This window comes from Pseudomonas sp. GW823-FHT02C05, assembly GCF_058797595.1.
In genome coordinates, this window is the sequence record NZ_JBXAJU010000002.1 from 1 (window position 1) to 16,900 (window position 16,900).

The following is a 16,900-nucleotide window of genomic DNA, read 5'->3' on the forward strand; positions in this document are numbered from 1 at the left end:
CATCGCCGATGGTAGTGTGGGGTTTCCCCATGTGAGAGTAGGTCATCGTCAAGATTAAATTCCGAAACCCCAACTGCGCATGCAGTTGGGGTTTTGTTTTTGCGCGACATAAAAGCCCGGCGCTTTCTCTGTCACTGTTTGCTCGACCTGGCTGCCACTGCCCGGTGACAGTGCTAAGGTTCCGCCCTAGCTTTTTGCATTATCCAAGGAAGCCTTTATGCCGGACGCCTCGTCCCTCAACCCTGGTTTCATGGTGGTTCACGGTAACCGCCTGGACGAGTTGCGCAGCCTGGTGGTCAGCTGGATGCGGCGTTATCCCCTGGCGCCCCTGGAAAATGAAATTGCCCTGGTACAGAGCAACGGTATCGCCCAATGGCTGAAACTGGCCCTGGCCGAAGACCCCGAAGTGGATGACGGCGGTGGCTGCGGTATTGCCGCTGCCATTGATGTGCAATTGCCGGGCAGTTTCATGTGGCAGTTGTACCGCCTGGTCCTGGGGCGAGACGAAATCCCGCCTAAATCCCTGCTGGATAAAGCTCCCCTGACCTGGCGGCTGATGCGCCTGTTGCCGGAGTTGATCGATGAGCCGCATTTCGAACCCCTGCAACGCTTCCTGACCCACGACAGTGACCTGCGCAAGCGCTATCAATTGGCCGAGCGTCTGGCGGATCTGTTCGACCAATACCAGGTATACCGAGCCGACTGGCTGGAGGATTGGGCTGCCGGCCGCCACCAACTGCGCAATGGTCGTGGTGAAACCAAGGCCCTGACGCCTGCCAACTGCTGGCAGGCCGAGCTATGGCGCGCGTTGCTGTTGGATGTCGGCACCGAGGGGATGGCCCAGAGTCGCGCAGGCGTTCACCAGCGCTTTATCGAACGGATCAACCAACTGGAGGTGGCGCCCAGTGGCTTGCCGTCCCGAGTGATCGTTTTCGGTATCTCTTCGCTGCCGGCCCAGGCCCTGGAGGCACTGGCCGGGTTGGCCCGTTTCAGTCAGGTGCTGCTGTGTGTGCACAACCCTTGTCGCCATCACTGGGCCGATATCGTTGCCGACAAGGACCTGCTGCGCCACCAATACAAACGCCAGGCGCGCAAGGCCGGCATGCCCCTGGCCCTGGATCAGCAAACCCTGCACCAGCACGCCCACCCGCTGCTGGCCGCCTGGGGCAAGCAAGGCCGTGACTACATCAATCTGCTGGACAGCTATGACGATCCCAACAGCTATCGAAGCGCTTTTCGCGATGGCCGGATCGATCTGTTCAGTGACAGCCAGCCGGCCAGCATGCTCCAGCAATTGCAGGACGACATTCTCGAACTGCGCCCGCTGAACGAAACACGTGAGTTGTGGCCGCAGGTCGATATCCAGCACGATCAATCGATCCTCTTTCACATTGCCCACAGCGCCCAGCGAGAAGTGGAAATCCTTCACGACCAGCTCCTGGCGCGCTTCAGTGCAGAGCCCGATCTGCGGCCCCGGGATGTGATCGTCATGGTCCCGGACATCGACAGCTACGCCCCGCATATCCGCGCCGTGTTCGGCCAGCTGGAGCGGGATGACCGGCGCTTCATTCCCTTTACCCTCACTGACCAGGGCCAGCGTGGCCGTGACCCGCTGCTGATCGCCGTCGAACATCTATTGAAGCTGCCGGACAGTCGTTTTCCGGTCAGTGAGATTCTCGACCTGCTGGACGTTCCAGCCCTGCGTGCGCGTTTTGGCGTCGACGAAGCCGACCTGCCGACCCTGCACCGCTGGATTGAAGGTGCCGGCATCCGTTGGGGAATGAATGCCGAGCAGCGCGCAGAACTGGGGCTGCCCCCGGAACTGGAGCAGAACAGCTGGCGTTTCGGCTTGCGGCGCATGCTCCTGGGTTATGCCGTCGGCCGCTCCGACGCCTGTAACGGTATCGAGCCTTATGACGAGATCGGTGGCCTGGATGCGGCGCTGATCGGTCCCCTGGTCGCCCTTCTTGACGCCCTGCAGATCGCCTACCAGCAACTCACCCAGCCGGCGGATCCGACGGAGTGGGGCGAGCGCCTGCACAACCTGTTGGAACAGTTCTTTCTTGCCAGCAACGAGCACGATGATTACCTGCTGGGACAGCTCGACGACCTGCGGGAAAACTGGCTGGAAACCTGCGAGTCTGTGGGCCTGCAAGATCAGTTGCCGCTGACGGTGGTCCGCGAAGCCTGGCTGACCGGCCTGGACCAGGGGCGCCTGTCCCAGCGTTTCCTCGCCGGAGCGGTGAACTTCTGCACCCTGATGCCGATGCGCGCCATTCCCTTCAAGCTGGTGTGCCTGCTGGGCATGAACGATGGCGATTACCCCAGGGCGCAGCCGCCTCTGGACTTCGACCTGATGGGTAGCGACTATCGCCCCGGCGACCGATCACGGCGCGAAGACGACCGTTACCTACTGCTTGAAGCCCTGCTCTCGGCTCGTGACCAACTTTATGTCAGTTGGGTTGGCCGCAGCATTCGCGACAACAGCGAGCGCCCGGCCTCGGTCCTGATCGGCCAGTTGCGCGATCACCTGGCTAGCGGCTGGCGACTGCCCGATGAGCAGGACTCCCTGCTGGAGGCCCTGACCCAGGAGCATCCCCTGCAACCCTTCAGTGCCCGCTATTTCCACGACAGCGACACGCTGTTCAGCTACGCCCGGGAGTGGCAAGTGCTGCATCAGGTCCGAGAGGAACTGGGCGCAGTCGAACGCCTGGAACCCTATGTCCAGGACGAGCCCCTGAGCCTTGCCCAGTTGCAGGATTTCCTGCGCAACCCGGTGCGGCATTTCTTCAGCCAAAGGCTCAAGGTGTTCTTTGAAGCCATGGAAGCACCGCTGGCCGATGAAGAGCCCTTCGTGCTCGATGCCCTGCAGCGCTACAGCCTCAGCGACAGCCTGCTGGAAGCGGCGCTGGGCGACGCCGGGCAGCCCGAGCAAGCCTTGCAGGCCCAGGCCCAGAGGCTGCAAGCCAGTGGCCTGTTGCCCATGGCCGGTTTTGGCGAATGCCTGCAGCGCGAACTGCTGGAGCCCCTGCCGGACCTGTTGCAGCGTTATCGGCAACTGCTCGACCTGTGGCCGACCCCGGTAACCAGTGCGCTGCCGGTGAGCCTGGAACTGCAAGGCGTGCGCCTGGAAGGTTGGCTCAGCAGCCTGCACCAGCGAGCTGATGGCGGGTTGTTGGCTGTGAGCGCCATCCCCAACGGCATCGGCTCGACCAAGACCCGTAAATGGCATCGGCTGATCAAGCCTTGGGTCAATCATCTGCTGGCCTGCGCCAGTGGCTACTCCTTGACCACCGCGCTGGTGGCCAGCGATGACAGCCTGTTGTTGCCGCCGCTGGAGCAGGAGGTGGCCCGGCAGATTCTCGGTAACCTGCTGCAGGCCTGGCAGGCCGGCATGCGCCAGCCGCTGCCGGTGGCGATCAAGACCGCCTTCGCCTGGCTGGGCCAGAGCGACCCGGACAAAGCCGCGGCCGCTGCACGCAAGACCTACGATGGCGACGGCCAGAACAGCGAGGGCGAACGCCGGCAAAGCCCGGCCCTGGCCCGCCAATTCGCCGACTACAACGCACTGATCGCCGATGAAACCTTCAGCGGTTGGGCCGAGACCCTTTATCGACCCCTGTTGAATGCTCCCTGGCGTTCGGCGCTCGGCGAGGAGGCAGGCGCATGACTGCACAAGCTCCCCTGGCCCTGGCATTTCCTCTGCGCGGCAGCCAGTTGATCGAGGCCAGTGCCGGTACCGGCAAGACTTTCACCATCTCCGCGCTCTACTTGCGCCTGGTGCTGGGCCATGGCGGCGAGGCGGCGGGTTTCGGGCGTGAATTGCTGCCGCCGCAGATACTGGTGGTGACCTTTACCGATGCCGCCACCAAGGAATTGCGCGAGCGCATTCGCACGCGCCTGGCGGAAGCCGCGCGCTTCTTTCGCGATGAAACCAGCGCCCCCGATGGCCTGATCGTCGAGTTGCGTGAGCAATACCCCGTCGAGCAGTGGGCCGCCTGTGCCAATCGCCTGGACATCGCCGCGCAATGGATGGATGAGGCCGCGGTCTCGACCATCCACAGTTGGTGCCAGCGCATGTTGCGCGAACATGCGTTCGACAGCGGCAGCCTGTTCACCCAGACCCTGGAAACCGATCACAGCGACCTGCTGGGCCAGGTTCTGCGCGATTACTGGCGGCTGTTCTGCTACCCGATGCAGGGTGATGCCCTGAACTGGGTGCGCAGCCATTGGGTCGGGCCGGCCGAACTCATGCCCCGAGTGCGGGCAATGTTCGGCAACGAGCGTCGGGACCCACCCGAACAGACGCCGAGCGAGTTGATCGAAGCCTGCCTGCAAGAACGTCGTGAAGCCTTGGTGCAGATCAAGGCGCCCTGGCGCGAGTGGGCCGCGCAACTGCGGGAGATCTGCCTGCAAGGCGTGGCCAGCAAGAGCGTCGACGGGCGCAAGATGCAGGCCCGGTTCTTCGAGCCCTGGTTCGAAAAGATCAGTGCCTGGGCCGAGGACGAATCCGTCGAGCAACTGGACATCGGCACCGGCTTCACCCGCCTGACCCCCGAAGGCATGAGCGAGGCCTGGAAAGGCGCGGCCCCCGATCACCCCGGGCTTGACGCCATGGCCGGGCTCAAGGCCAGCCTCGATGCCTTGCCCAGCCCGGATGCGGCGGTCCTGCAACACGCTGCGCAATGGGTGGGGGCACGTTTCGAAGAAGAGAAGCGGCGGCGCGCCGAGATGGGCTTCGACGACATGCTGCTGCGCCTGGACAGCGCCCTGCAGAGCGATGGCGGCGAGCGCCTGGCGACCCTGATCCGCGAGCAGTTCCCGGTGGCCCTGATCGACGAATTCCAGGACACCGACCCGGTGCAGTACCGGATCTTCGAAAGCATCTACCGGATCGAGGCCAACGACCCCGAGACCGGCCTGTTCCTGATCGGCGATCCCAAGCAGGCGATCTACGCCTTTCGTGGCGCCGATATCTACACCTACCTGCGGGCACGCCAGGCCACCAGCGGGCGCCTGCACACCCTGGGCACCAACTTCCGTTCCAGCCAGGCCATGGTCAGCGCGGTCAACCATGTGTTCCTGCAAGCCGAACAGCGGCCGCAGGGACAGGGAGCCTTCCTGTTTCGCGAAGCGGATGGCGAGAACCCGGTGCCATTCCTGGCGGTGGCCGCCCAGGGGCGCAAGGAGCAATTGCTGGTCGACGGCCAGCCGGTGCCGGCACTTAACTTCTGGCAATTGCCTTCGGAACAGCCGCTGTCCGGGGCCCAGTATCGCCAGCATCAGGCGGCGGCTTGCGCCACGGCGATTGTCGGCCTGCTCAATGGCGGCCAGCAGGGGCGTAGTGGGTTTGTCCGTGAGCAGCAAGCGCTGAAAGGCTTGCTGCCGGCGGATATCGCGATCCTGGTGCGCGATGGCAAGGAGGCCCAGGCCGTGCGCGGCGAGCTGGCGGCCCGCGGGGTGCGCAGTGTGTACCTGTCGGACAAGGACTCGGTGTTCGCCGCCCAGGAAGCCCGGGATGTTCTGGTGTGGCTCAAGGCTTGCGCCGAGCCGGACGTGGAGCGGCCGCTGCGCGCGGCCCTGGCGTCCCTGACCCTGAACCTGCCGCTGCTGGAGCTGGAGCGGCTCAACCAGGATGAACTGGCCTGGGAAGCGCGGGTCATGCAGTTCCGTGGCTACCGGGCGATCTGGCGCAGCCAGGGCGTGCTGCCGATGCTGCGGCGCCTGCTGCATGACTTCCAGCTGCCCCAGGCGCTGATGGCCCGCAGTGATGGCGAGCGGGTGCTGACCAACCTTCTGCACCTGTCCGAGCTGCTGCAACAAAGCGCCGCCGAACTCGACGGCGAGCAGGCCCTGATCCGCCATCTGGCCGAGCACCTGGCGCTGTCCGGGCAGGCGGGGGAGGAGCAGATCCTGCGCCTGGAAAGCGATGAGCAACTGGTCAAGGTGGTGACCATCCACAAGTCCAAGGGCCTGGAATACCCTTTGGTGTTCCTGCCCTTCATCTGTTCCACCAAGCCGGTGGATGGCAGCCGCTTGCCACTGCATTACCACGATGCTGCCGGCAAGCCCCAGGTCAGCCTGCGGCCCACCCCGGAGCTGATTGCCCTGGCCGATGAAGAGCGCCTGGCGGAAGACCTGCGGCTGCTCTATGTGGCCCTGACCCGGGCCCAGCATGCCTGCTGGCTGGGGGTGGCCGATCTCAAGCGGGGCAATCACAGCAGCTCGGTATTGCACCTTTCGGCCCTGGGTTACCTGCTGGGCGGCGGCGATGTCCTGGGCGAATCCAGCGCCTTGTTGCGCTGGCTGCTGGACCTGCAGCAGGGCTGCGCTGCGATTGGCGTGTCCGAGCTGCCCGTCGTCGATGACCAGCGCTATCAGCCACCGCGCAACGAGGCCACTCTGCTGGCGCCGCTGACGCCCAGCCGCCGCGCCGCGGAAAACTGGTGGATTGCCTCCTACAGTGCCTTGCGCATCAGCGACATCCTGGGGGCGGGCAGCACCGAGGCGCCGGAAAACCCCCAGGCGCAGAAACTCTTCGACGACGAACGCCTGGACCCCGAAGCTCCTCGGGAAACCCTGGCCAGCGGCGGCGATATCCACCGCTTCCCCCGCGGCCCGAACCCCGGGACCTTCCTTCATGGCCTGCTGGAGTGGGCCGGGGAGGAGGGTTTTGCCGCTGCCCCCGAGGCGATCGAGGACGCCGTGGCCCGGCGCTGCAATCGCCGCGGCTGGCAAGGCTGGATCCCGACCCTGAGCGACTGGCTGCAGCACCTGCTGCAAGCGCCCTTGCCCCTGGGCGAGGGCCAGGCACCGGTGGTGCTCGGGCAGTTGACCCAGTACCGGGTCGAGATGGAGTTCTGGTTCGCCAGCCACAAGGTCGATGTGCTCAAGCTCGATGAGCGGGTACGCCAGCAAACCCATCAGGGCGCGCCCCGAGTCACGGCCGAGCCGGTATTGCTCAACGGCATGTTCAAGGGCTTTATCGACCTGACCTTCGAGCACCAGGGCCGCTATTACGTGGCCGACTACAAATCCAACTGGCTGGGCGCGGACGACGCGGCCTACACCGAGCAGGCCATGGAACAATCGATTCTCGACAACCGTTACGACCTGCAATACGTGCTGTACCTGCTGGCCCTGCACCGGCAATTGAAGGCCCGGCTGGCGGACTACGACTACGATCGCCATGTGGGCGGCGCCTTGTACCTGTTCCTGCGTGGCACCCGTGCCGCCAGCCAGGGGGCCTACTTCGCCCGGCCGCCTCGACAGTTGATCGAGCAACTGGACCGCATGTTCCAGGGCCAGCCCGAGCCACCCAAGGCCGAGCCCGCCTGGGAGCAGGGAGTGCTGCTATGACCCAGGACCTGTTCGATGCACTGGACCAGGCGCCGCAACCGGCCTTCGACCTGGTGCCCCTGAGCCGCGCCGAGGACTTGCTGCTGTTGCTTGAGCGCTGGGTCGAGCGCGGCTGGCTGCGTTCCCTGGACCGGGCCTTTGTCGGCTTCCTGCATGAGCTGGACCCGGGCTGTGATCCGCTGGTACTGATGGCCGCGGCCCTGACCAGCCATCAGCTGGGGCACGGGCATGTCTGCCTGGACCTGTTCGAAACCCTCAAGGAGCCGGACTTCGCCCTGTCGCTGCCGCCCGAAGGCGACGCACAAAACGGCGCACCGGCGCTGCCGTCCCAGGTGTTGATGGGGCTTGAAGGGGCGCACTGGTGCAAGGTCCTGGCCGGCAGCCGCCTGGTGGCCCTGGCGGCGGATCATGCCGAGTCTTCCCGGCAGCGGCCGCTGGTGCTGTCCGGCAAGCGCCTGTACCTGCGCCGCTACTGGGCCTATGAGCGGCGTATCGACAACGCCTTGCGCCAGCGCCTGGCCTTGGCCGAGGCCACCCCGGAAAACCTCGCGGCGCGCCTCGACGGGCTGTTCGGCCCGGCCAAGGCGGCGGGGCCCGTCGACTGGCAGAAACTCGCCTGTGCCCTGGCCACCCGGGGCGCCTTCAGCATCATCACCGGCGGCCCCGGCACCGGCAAGACCACCACCGTGGTGCGCCTGCTGGCCTTGCTCCAGGGCCCGGCGGTGGAAGCACGTAAGCCGCTGCGCATTCGCCTGGCGGCGCCTACCGGCAAGGCCGCGGCGCGCCTGACCGAGTCCATCAGCTTGCAGGTGCGTTCCCTCGCGGTGCCCGATGAGGTGCGGGAAATGATCCCCAGCGAGGTGACCACCGTGCACCGCTTGCTGGGCAATCGCCCGGGCACCCGGCATTTCCGCCATCACGCCGGCAACCGCTTGCCCCTGGATGTCCTGGTGGTGGACGAAGCCTCGATGATCGACCTGGAAATGATGGCCAACCTGCTGGACGCCTTGCCCATCCATGCACGCCTGGTGTTGCTGGGGGACAAGGACCAGCTGGCCTCGGTGGAAGCCGGCGCCGTGCTCGGCGACCTGTGCCGTGACGCCGAGGCCGGTTGGTACAACCCGCAGACCCGGGCCTGGCTGGAGGCGGTCAGTGGCGAGAACCTGGGAGCCAGCGGCCTGCAGGAAGACAGCGCCCACCAGCATCCCCTGGCGCAGCAGGTGGTGATGCTGCGCCATTCCCGGCGTTTCGGCGAAGGCAGCGGCATCGGCCAGCTGGCGCGTTGGGTCAACCAGCAGCAGGCCGATGAAGCCCGGCGCCTGCTGGCGGCTCGCAGCCATGCCGACCTGTATGGCCTGAGCCTCAAGGGCGAGCAGGATCGGGCCCTGGAGCGGCTGCTGCTGGAGGGCCATGGCGAGGGGCCGCAAGGCTACCGCCACTACCTGAATGTACTGCGCAGCCAGCGCCCGCCGCCGGGTACGCCTCTGGAGGATCGGCGCTGGACCGACTGGGCGCGCCATGTCCTGCAGGCCTTTGATCGCTTCCAATTGCTGTGCGCGGTGCGCAAGGGCCCCTGGGGTGTCGAAGGCCTGAACCTGCGGATCACCCAGGCGCTGTTCAAGGCCCGGCTGATCGACAGTGACCAGCAATGGTACGAGGGCCGCCCGGTGCTGATGACCCGCAACGATTACGGCCTGGGCCTGATGAACGGTGATATCGGCATCGCCCTGAAACTGCCGGAGCAGGAAGGCTCGGAGGTGGGGCGTCAGGTGCTGCGCGTCGCCTTTCCGCGCAACGATGGCCAGGGCGGGGTGCGGTTGGTGCTGCCAAGCCGGCTCAATGACGTGGAAACCGTTTACGCCATGACTGTGCATAAGTCCCAGGGCTCGGAGTTCGCCCACACCGCGTTGATCCTGCCCGACGCTTTGAACCCGGTGCTGACCAAGGAGCTGATCTACACCGGTATCACCCGGGCCAAGGACTGGTTCAGCCTGATCGAGCCCCGTGCCGGAGTGTTCGAAGAGGCTGTTCGGCGCAAGGTCAAGCGTCTGAGCGGGTTGATGCTGGAGTTGGACTGACGCCCATGTTTCCGGCTTTTCTCAGGCATCGTGCTCGGGCGCTGGTCTCGCTGCATTTTCCCGGGCTGTGCTATCGTTGCGGCATCATTTCCGTGAAAATCAAAGAGAATCCCTGCATGGACGTGGCTGTCTTGAGGACAGAGCGCATTTTGGGGTGGAGACAGTGTGTGCTGTCGACCATTCTCTGCCTGTTCAGCCTGTTGGCCATCGCGCAGTCGGAGCCACCGGCGTCCGCGAGCCTGGCCGAGCAACGGGCCAAGGCTGTAACCCAAGTGGTGCTGGGCATTCTCAGCTACGCTCGCTGGCCCGTGGAGCCGGCGCAACTGCGTCTGTGCGTGGTTGGCCCCACCGAATACACCGATGACCTGCTCAAGGGCGCGACCCAGGCCACCGGCCGCCCGGTGCTGGTGCGGCGTCTGCTGGCCAACAACCCGTCGTTGGCCAGTGAGTGCGATTCGGTCTATGTCGGCAAATTGTCCAATGATGAGCGTACCCGCCTGTTCAACTCGCTGATCGGGCAACCGGTGCTGAGCATCAGCGAGGGGGGCGACCAGTGCACCGTGGGCAGCCTGTTCTGCCTGCGGGTCGGCGACAGCCAGGTGTCGTTCGAGGTCAACCTGGATTCCGTGGCGCGCAGTGGGGTGAAGATTCATCCCAGCGTGCTGCAGCTTTCCCGTCGTCGTCCGGCGGCCCCATGAAACTGTTCAAGCCCAACGCCCGCCCTACACTGCGGTCGGTCATCGGTCGCGGCCACCTGATCGTCGCTCTGCTGGCGATCTCCATGGCCAGCCTGTCCCTGACCTTTCTCGGGGTGTTGGCCCTGCGCGTGTACGCCGATCACAACCTGCACCTGATCGCCCGCTCCATCAGCTACACCGTGGAAGCTGCAGTGGTGTTCAACGACAGTGTGGTGGCCACCGAGGCTCTGGCCCTGATCGCCTCCACCGAAGAGGTGGCCGACGCCAAGGTGTATGACAGCCAGGGCCAGTTGCTGGCCAGCTGGCAGCGCCCGGAAAGCGGCTTTCTGACCAATCTGGAAATGCACGTCGCCAGCGCCTTTCTGGAAAAGCCCATCAGCCTGCCGATCCTGCACCAGGGGCGGGAAATCGGCACCATCAATGTCACCGGCCATGGCGGCAGCCTGTTGCGGTTTCTCCTCAGTGGCCTGGCGGGCATCGTGCTGTGCATCGCCCTCAGCGCCTGGTTGGCGCTGTACCTGGCGCGCCGCCAGCTGCGGGGTATCACCGGGCCGTTGCGCAGCCTCGCCGATGTGGCGCACGCGGCCCGGCGCGAACGGGCCTTCGATCAGCGGGTGCCGCCTGCGGAAATCGCCGAACTGGACAACCTGGGCAACGACTTCAACGCCCTGCTCGATGAGCTGGAAGCCTGGCAGACCCATCTGCAAAGCGAGAATGAAACCCTGGCCCACCAGGCCAGCCACGACAGCCTGACCGGCCTGCCCAACCGGGCGTTCTTCGAAGGCCGGCTGATCCGTGCCCTGCGCAGCGCCAACAAGCTCAACGAGCGCATGGCGGTGCTGTTTCTCGACAGCGACCGGTTCAAGGAGATCAACGATAACTTCGGCCACGCCGCCGGCGATGCGGTGCTGGTGGCTGTGGCCACGCGGATTCGCGCGCAGTTGCGCGAGGACGACCTGGTGGCGCGCCTGGGCGGGGACGAATTTGCCGTGCTGCTGACCCCGCTGCACCGGGTCGAGGATGCCCAGCGCATCGCCGACAAGATCATCAGCAGCATGGAAGTACCGATTCAACTGCCCGGCAGCCTGTCGATCCTGACATCGCTGAGTATCGGTATTGCCGTGTACCCGGATCATGGTGCGACACCGGGCAGTCTGTTGAATGCCGCCGACGCGGCCATGTACCAAGCCAAGCGCGGTTCGCGAGGCGGGCAACACACAGTGGGGGCGGAGCCCCCTATCGTTCAGGTTCAAAACAGGAGCTAATTCCCTTGTTCTCGATGACGCAACGTTCGGTTCGACTGTTCAGCACTCTGGTGTTCATGGCCCTGCTGGCCCTGGCCGGCTGTCAGAGCGTGCCGCCCAAAGGTCTGACCCCGAAACAGATCGCGGTACTGAAACAGGAGGGCTTCGAACTGACGGATGAAGGCTGGGCCTTTGGCCTGTCGGGCAAGGTGCTGTTTGGCAGCGATGTGGAAACCCTGAACCAGGCCAGCACCGAGATCGTCCAGCGCATCGGCAAGGCGCTGCTCAGCGTCGATATCCAGAAGGTCCGGGTCGACGGTCACACCGACGCGTCGGGCAAGGAGGCCTACAACGTGCAACTGTCCGTGCGCCGGGCCAAGAGCGTGGTCAAGGTGTTGACCCAGGTTGGCATGCGTGAAGAAAACATCCAGCTGCGCGGCCTGGGCAGCAGCGAGCCGGTGGCCTCCAACAGCACCGTGGCCGGGCGTACCGAGAACCGTCGGGTGTCGATCGTGGTGATCGCCGACTGATCGACGACCTGCGGGTTGCGGCTGCAGCCTTGCGGCCGCTAAGGGTCAGGGGGCGGCGAAGCGCATGCTGCGACTCTCGCCCATGAGCAGCGGCCGATTCTGCTCGGTCACCTCGCGGATGTAATCCCATAACAGGGTGATGCGCTTCAACTTCCTGAGATCCTCCCGGCAGTACATCCAGAATTGCCGGGTCAGGTTGATTTCCTTGGGCAGCACTGGCAGCAGGCGCGGGTCCTGGGCCGCCAGGAAGCACGGCAGGATCGCCAGCGAGCGGCCCTGCTGCGCTGCCACGTACTGGGCAATCACGCTGGTGCTGCGCAGGTTGGCGCTGGCCCCGGGCACCACATTGGCCAGGTACAGCAGCTCGGAACTGAAGGCCAGGTCATCCACATAACTGATGAATTGATGCTCGCTCAGGTCGCCGGGGCGGCGGATCGGCGGGTGGCGATCGAGGTATTCCTGGGTGGCGTACAGCTGCAGGCGGTAGTCGCACAGCTTGCAGCACACATAGGGGCCGTGCTCCGGGCGTTCCAGGGCGATGACGATATCCGCCTCGCGCTTGGACAGGCTGATGAAGTGCGGCAGCGGCAGGATATCCACCGAGATTGCCGGGTAGGCGTCGAGGAAGTGGCTGAGTTGCGGGGTGATGAAGAAGGTGCCGAAGCCTTCGGTGCAGCCCATGCGCACATGGCCGGACAACGCCACTCCGGAGCCCGAGACCTGCTCGCACGCCATGTGCAGGGTGCTTTCGATGGACTCCGCATAACCCAGCAGGCGCTGGCCCTCGGCGGTGAGGACAAAGCCGTTGGTGCGGGATTTTTCGAACAGCAAGGTGCCCAGGGCGGTTTCCAGGGACCCGATGCGCCGCGACACCGTGGTGTAGTCCACCGCCAGGCGCTTGGCCGCGCTGCTGGCCTTGCGGGTGCGCGCCACTTCGAGGAAAAACTTCAGGTCGTCCCAGTTCAGGGTGCTTAGCGAGGTGATGTTTTTTTGCATGATGGACCGGATTTTATGTGCGTTCTTATTAGAAGTTTGCACATCTATACTCCAAAAACCGTCCGATACCAACTCGCGACAGCCCCTCTTTCAAGGCGCTTGCCCGCCTTGGTTTCCCTGCATAAGAACTCAAGAAGTCAGGAGACCCCATGAACGCATCCCTCAAGCCCGACGGCACCACCCTGCAACAGGTCAAACTGCTGATCGACGGTGAATGGGTCCAGTCCCAGAGCCAGGAATGGCACGACATCGTCAACCCGGCGACCCAGGAAGTGCTGGCCAAGGTGCCCTTTGCCACTGCCGCTGAAGTCGACGCCGCGATCGCCGCTGCCCAGCGCGCCTTCCAGACCTGGAAACTGACCCCGATCGGCGCGCGGATGCGCATCATGCTCAAGCTCCAGGCCCTGATCCGCGAGCACTCCAAACGCATTGCCGTGGTCCTCAGCGCCGAGCAGGGCAAGACCATCGCCGACGCCGAGGGTGACATCTTCCGCGGCCTGGAAGTGGTGGAGCATGCCTGCTCCATCGGCACCCTGCAGATGGGCGAATTCGCCGAAAACGTCGCCGGCGGCGTGGACACTTACACCCTGCGCCAGCCGATCGGCGTGTGCGCCGGGATCACCCCGTTCAATTTCCCGGCAATGATTCCGCTGTGGATGTTCCCGATGGCCATCGCCTGCGGCAACACCTTCGTCCTCAAGCCTTCCGAGCAGGACCCGCTGTCAACCATGCTGCTGGTGGAGCTGGCGGTGGAGGCCGGGGTGCCGGCCGGTGTGCTCAACGTAGTGCACGGCGGCAAGGACGTGGTGGATGCGCTGTGCACCCACAAGGACATCAAGGCGGTGTCCTTCGTCGGTTCGACCGCGGTCGGCACCCACGTCTATGACCTGGCGGGCAAGCACGGCAAGCGCGTGCAATCGATGATGGGCGCGAAGAACCACGCCGTGGTGCTGCCCGACGCCAACCGCGAACAGACCCTCAATGCCCTGGTGGGCGCCGGCTTCGGCGCTGCCGGCCAGCGTTGCATGGCCACCTCGGTGGTGGTGCTGGTGGGGGCGGCGAAACAATGGCTGCCGGACCTCAAGGCCCTGGCGCAGAAACTCAAGGTCAACGCCGGCAGCGAGCCGGGCACCGATGTCGGCCCGGTGGTCTCCAAGCGTGCCAAGGCGCGGATTCTGGAGCTGATCGAAAGCGGCGTGAAAGAAGGCGCCAAGCTGGAGCTCGATGGCCGCGACATCAAGGTACCGGGCTACGAGCAGGGCAACTTCATCGGCCCGACCCTGTTCTCCGGGGTGACCACCGACATGCAGATCTACACCCAGGAAATCTTCGGCCCGGTGCTGGTGGTGCTGGAGGTGGATACCCTGGACCAGGCCATCGCCCTGGTCAACGCCAACCCCTTCGGCAACGGCACCGGCCTGTTCACCCAGAGCGGTGCGGCGGCGCGCAAGTTCCAGAGCGAAATCGACGTCGGCCAGGTGGGCATCAACATCCCGATTCCGGTGCCGGTTCCATTCTTCAGCTTTACCGGCTCCCGCGGTTCCAAGCTTGGCGACCTGGGCCCCTACGGCAAGCAAGTGGTGCAGTTCTACACTCAGACCAAGACCGTCACCAGCCGCTGGTTCGACGATGACAGCGTCAATGACGGTGTGAACACCACCATCAGCCTGCGTTGAGGAGCCTGACATGAACATTGCATTTATCGGCCTGGGCAACATGGGCGCGCCCATGGCCCGCAACCTGATCAAGGCCGGCCATCAGTTGAACCTGTTCGATCTCAACCAGAGCGTGCTGGCAGAGCTGGCGCAACTGGGCGGGCGTATCAGTGCTTCGCCCAAGGCCGCTGCCGAAGGCGCCGAACTGGTGATCACCATGCTCCCCGCTGCGGCCCATGTGCGCAGCGTCTGGCTGGGCGAGGATGGGGTGCTGGCGGGTATTGGCCGCGGCGTTCCGGCGGTGGATTGCAGCACCATCGACCCACAGACCGCCCGTGAAGTGGCCGCAGCCGCCGCCAAGCAGGGCGTGGCCATGGCCGATGCACCGGTATCCGGCGGCACCGGCGGTGCCCAGGCCGGGACCCTGACCTTCATGGTCGGCGCCAGCGCCGAACTGTTCGCCACCCTGCAACCGGTGCTGGCGCAGATGGGCCGCAACATCGTGCACTGCGGTGAAGTGGGCACCGGGCAGATCGCCAAGATCTGCAACAACCTGCTGCTGGGGATCTCGATGATCGGCGTCAGCGAAGCCATGGCCCTGGGGGATGCCCTGGGCATCGACACCCAAGTGCTGGCGGGGATCATCAACAGCTCCACCGGCCGGTGCTGGAGTTCCGACACCTACAACCCGTGGCCGGGCGTGATTGAGACCGCCCCGGCGTCCCGCGGCTACACCGGAGGCTTTGGTGCCGAGCTGATGCTCAAGGACCTGGGGCTGGCCACCGAAGCCGCGCGCCAGGCCCACCAGCCGGTGGTGCTCGGTGCCGTGGCACAGCAGCTGTACCAGGCCATGAGCCAGCGTGGGGAAGGTGGCAAGGACTTCTCGGCCATCGTCAACAGCTACCGCAAGCCGCAGTAAGGCGTCGCTTGTAGGGAGGGGGCGCTGGCGGGTTTGCGCGGCAATCTCGACGCCGCCAGTGGTCTCTCTGGGTATCGTCAAACAAGGTCCTGCGGCTCAGCAGCGGCTACAAGGGGCGATGTAGCCGCTGTCGCAGGCTGCGAACGGCTCCGCAGGAGACGCAGCGGTCTCAAACCCGGCAGAGGTTTGTCTGGATATCGCCAGGCAAGGCCCTTCGGTCCTTTTCGCAGCTTCGCGGGCTCAGCAGCGGCTCCACGCGTCATTGAATGCAGCCCCTTCAGCCGGGGCATTTGCGGGAACCTGCGTCGGGCAGGTTCCCGCTTTTTTTTGCCCGGCTCAGTTCGGCCGGCTGGCAACGGTGCCGGAGGGAGGGTTGAGGCGGGTGTCGAGGCCGAAGCGTTCCTGGATCACCACCTGGTACAGCCCCTTGGCCAGCAGCGGATTGATCAGGATATTCCAGCTGTGCCGGGAAACCGACGAGGGCACCAGCACGAAAGGGTGGTCCGCCAGCAACTGATCGGCGAACTTCTGCTGGCCGGCGCTGGGAATCCCCGGCACCAGCCAGTTGGGGTTGGGAATACGGTTTTCATCGACCCGGTAGATGGCGGTCGGGTCCTGGATCAGGGCGCCGGTGAGTACATGGGGCACGCTGTCCAGGGCGGCAAAACCCTTGTGCACCGCCACTTCCAGAATCGCCGTGGCCGGGTCGGCGCTGGCGTACACCGCCTTCACGCCCTTGGAGTTCCAGCGGCCGCCACACAGCTCGGCGCCAATGCCGCTGTCCCAGCTGTCGGCGTGCCGGGCGGCGTCCAGCCGCCAGAAGTGAAGGGTGCTGCTGCCCGGCACACTGATCACTGATAGACCCCGTATTCCAGGCGGGTGAGGAACTCGTCCACCAGTTCGAAACCGATGGGGTTGGTCAGCAGGTCCACCGGTTTGTGGCCGTCCAGGCCCATCACCGGCTTGGCCATCCACTCCTGGGCCTCTTCACTGCTGCCGAAGATGTCCTCGGCCTTGGCCAGCACCTGGGCGAAGCGCACCGCACGGGCGCTCTGTTCCGGGTTCAGCGGCTCGTCCGGGGTTTTCAGGCGCCGGTGCAGGGTGCGTTCGGAAAGGCCGATGATCTTGGCCAGGACCTGTTCGTCCTTGAGCATGGGCACCGAGGAGACGAACTTGATGATCGCCGTCAGCGGGATGCCCTCCTCGGTCAGGCGATAGATCGAGATACGATCATCAAAGCGTGCCCGGCCACCCAGAAGGATGTCCGAGGACTGCTCTTTCAATACCAGTTTGCCTCGCCGCTTGGGAACGAGGCCGGTGCCTGTCAGCGCGACCATGAGTGCTGCTCCTGCCTTTTGCCATTTGGCAGTGATTATATAGACATTTGGCAAAAGGCGCTGGCTTGAATCGCAACACGGCCA

At 64.9% G+C, this 16,900-nt stretch carries 11 protein-coding genes; 8 read left to right on the forward strand and 3 right to left on the reverse strand.

The genetic code is table 11. From position 1 onward, the window contains the following. Positions 1 to 217 precede the first annotated feature (217 nt). The 6 genes from recC (at position 218) to yfiB (ending at position 11,909) form a co-directional block, all read left to right on the forward strand. Positions 218 to 3,670, forward strand: a complete 3,453-nt coding sequence (gene recC / locus AC1RGE_RS10940) for an exodeoxyribonuclease V subunit gamma (RefSeq protein WP_492584272.1) — start codon at positions 218 to 220, stop codon at positions 3,668 to 3,670. After that, the gene (gene recB / locus AC1RGE_RS10945; RefSeq protein ID WP_077933300.1) at positions 3,667 to 7,359 is read left to right on the forward strand and encodes an exodeoxyribonuclease V subunit beta; all 3,693 of its coding nucleotides are present in this window, start codon (positions 3,667 to 3,669) and stop codon (positions 7,357 to 7,359) included. Before recC ends, recB begins: the two co-directional genes overlap by 4 nt. After that, positions 7,356 to 9,437: an exodeoxyribonuclease V subunit alpha gene (recD, locus tag AC1RGE_RS10950; protein ID WP_492584274.1), complete on the forward strand. Its 2,082-nt coding sequence runs from the start codon at positions 7,356 to 7,358 to the stop codon at positions 9,435 to 9,437. The genes recB and recD overlap by 4 nt, the downstream gene beginning before the upstream one ends. A 116-nt stretch (positions 9,438 to 9,553) precedes the next feature. After that, positions 9,554 to 10,135: a regulatory sequestration protein YfiR gene (yfiR, locus tag AC1RGE_RS10955; protein WP_026020227.1), complete on the forward strand. Its 582-nt coding sequence runs from the start codon at positions 9,554 to 9,556 to the stop codon at positions 10,133 to 10,135. Beyond that, complete coding sequence (dgcN, locus tag AC1RGE_RS10960) at positions 10,132 to 11,400, forward strand: diguanylate cyclase DgcN/YfiN (protein WP_492584276.1); 1,269 nt, start codon at positions 10,132 to 10,134, stop codon at positions 11,398 to 11,400. The genes yfiR and dgcN overlap by 4 nt, the downstream gene beginning before the upstream one ends. A 14-nt stretch (positions 11,401 to 11,414) precedes the next feature. After that, positions 11,415 to 11,909, forward strand: coding sequence for an outer membrane lipoprotein YfiB (gene yfiB, locus AC1RGE_RS10965; protein WP_015634043.1), 495 nt, complete (start codon positions 11,415 to 11,417; stop codon positions 11,907 to 11,909). 45 nt (positions 11,910 to 11,954) lie between these two features. Here yfiB and AC1RGE_RS10970 read toward each other — a convergent pair whose 3' ends face one another. Continuing rightward, the gene (locus AC1RGE_RS10970; protein WP_053156256.1) at positions 11,955 to 12,905 is read right to left on the reverse strand and encodes a LysR family transcriptional regulator; all 951 of its coding nucleotides are present in this window, start codon (positions 12,903 to 12,905) and stop codon (positions 11,955 to 11,957) included. A gap of 149 nt (positions 12,906 to 13,054) precedes the next feature. Between AC1RGE_RS10970 and AC1RGE_RS10975 the strand changes: the two genes are divergently transcribed. Both AC1RGE_RS10975 and mmsB read left to right on the forward strand, forming a co-directional pair. Then, positions 13,055 to 14,581, forward strand: a complete 1,527-nt coding sequence (locus AC1RGE_RS10975) for a CoA-acylating methylmalonate-semialdehyde dehydrogenase (protein WP_019096001.1) — start codon at positions 13,055 to 13,057, stop codon at positions 14,579 to 14,581. A gap of 10 nt (positions 14,582 to 14,591) precedes the next feature. Beyond that, positions 14,592 to 15,479 carry a 3-hydroxyisobutyrate dehydrogenase gene (gene mmsB / locus AC1RGE_RS10980; RefSeq protein ID WP_053156260.1) on the forward strand — a complete coding sequence of 296 codons (888 nt, stop codon included), beginning with the start codon at positions 14,592 to 14,594 and terminating at the stop codon, positions 15,477 to 15,479. Between the two features lie 336 nt (positions 15,480 to 15,815). Here the strand turns inward: mmsB and AC1RGE_RS10985 are convergent, their stop codons facing one another. Both AC1RGE_RS10985 and AC1RGE_RS10990 read right to left on the reverse strand, forming a co-directional pair. After that, positions 15,816 to 16,334, reverse strand: coding sequence for an RES family NAD+ phosphorylase (locus AC1RGE_RS10985; RefSeq protein WP_011059113.1), 519 nt, complete (start codon positions 16,332 to 16,334; stop codon positions 15,816 to 15,818). Then, positions 16,331 to 16,816, reverse strand: a complete 486-nt coding sequence (locus tag AC1RGE_RS10990; RefSeq protein WP_015634047.1) for an Xre family toxin-antitoxin system antitoxin — start codon at positions 16,814 to 16,816, stop codon at positions 16,331 to 16,333. The genes AC1RGE_RS10985 and AC1RGE_RS10990 overlap by 4 nt, the downstream gene beginning before the upstream one ends. Between the last annotated feature and the right edge of the window lie 84 nt (positions 16,817 to 16,900).

Coding starts and splice junctions, on each gene's coding strand:
- recC (WP_492584272.1), top strand. CDS start 218: ATGCCGGACGCCTCGTCCCTCAACCCTGGTTTCATGGTGGTTCACGGT.
- recB (WP_077933300.1), top strand. CDS start 3,667: ATGACTGCACAAGCTCCCCTGGCCCTGGCATTTCCTCTGCGCGGCAGC.
- recD (WP_492584274.1), top strand. CDS start 7,356: ATGACCCAGGACCTGTTCGATGCACTGGACCAGGCGCCGCAACCGGCC.
- yfiR (WP_026020227.1), top strand. CDS start 9,554: ATGGACGTGGCTGTCTTGAGGACAGAGCGCATTTTGGGGTGGAGACAG.
- dgcN (WP_492584276.1), top strand. CDS start 10,132: ATGAAACTGTTCAAGCCCAACGCCCGCCCTACACTGCGGTCGGTCATC.
- yfiB (WP_015634043.1), top strand. CDS start 11,415: ATGACGCAACGTTCGGTTCGACTGTTCAGCACTCTGGTGTTCATGGCC.
- AC1RGE_RS10970 (WP_053156256.1), bottom strand. CDS start 12,905: ATGCAAAAAAACATCACCTCGCTAAGCACCCTGAACTGGGACGACCTG.
- AC1RGE_RS10975 (WP_019096001.1), top strand. CDS start 13,055: ATGAACGCATCCCTCAAGCCCGACGGCACCACCCTGCAACAGGTCAAA.
- mmsB (WP_053156260.1), top strand. CDS start 14,592: ATGAACATTGCATTTATCGGCCTGGGCAACATGGGCGCGCCCATGGCC.
- AC1RGE_RS10990 (WP_015634047.1), bottom strand. CDS start 16,816: ATGGTCGCGCTGACAGGCACCGGCCTCGTTCCCAAGCGGCGAGGCAAA.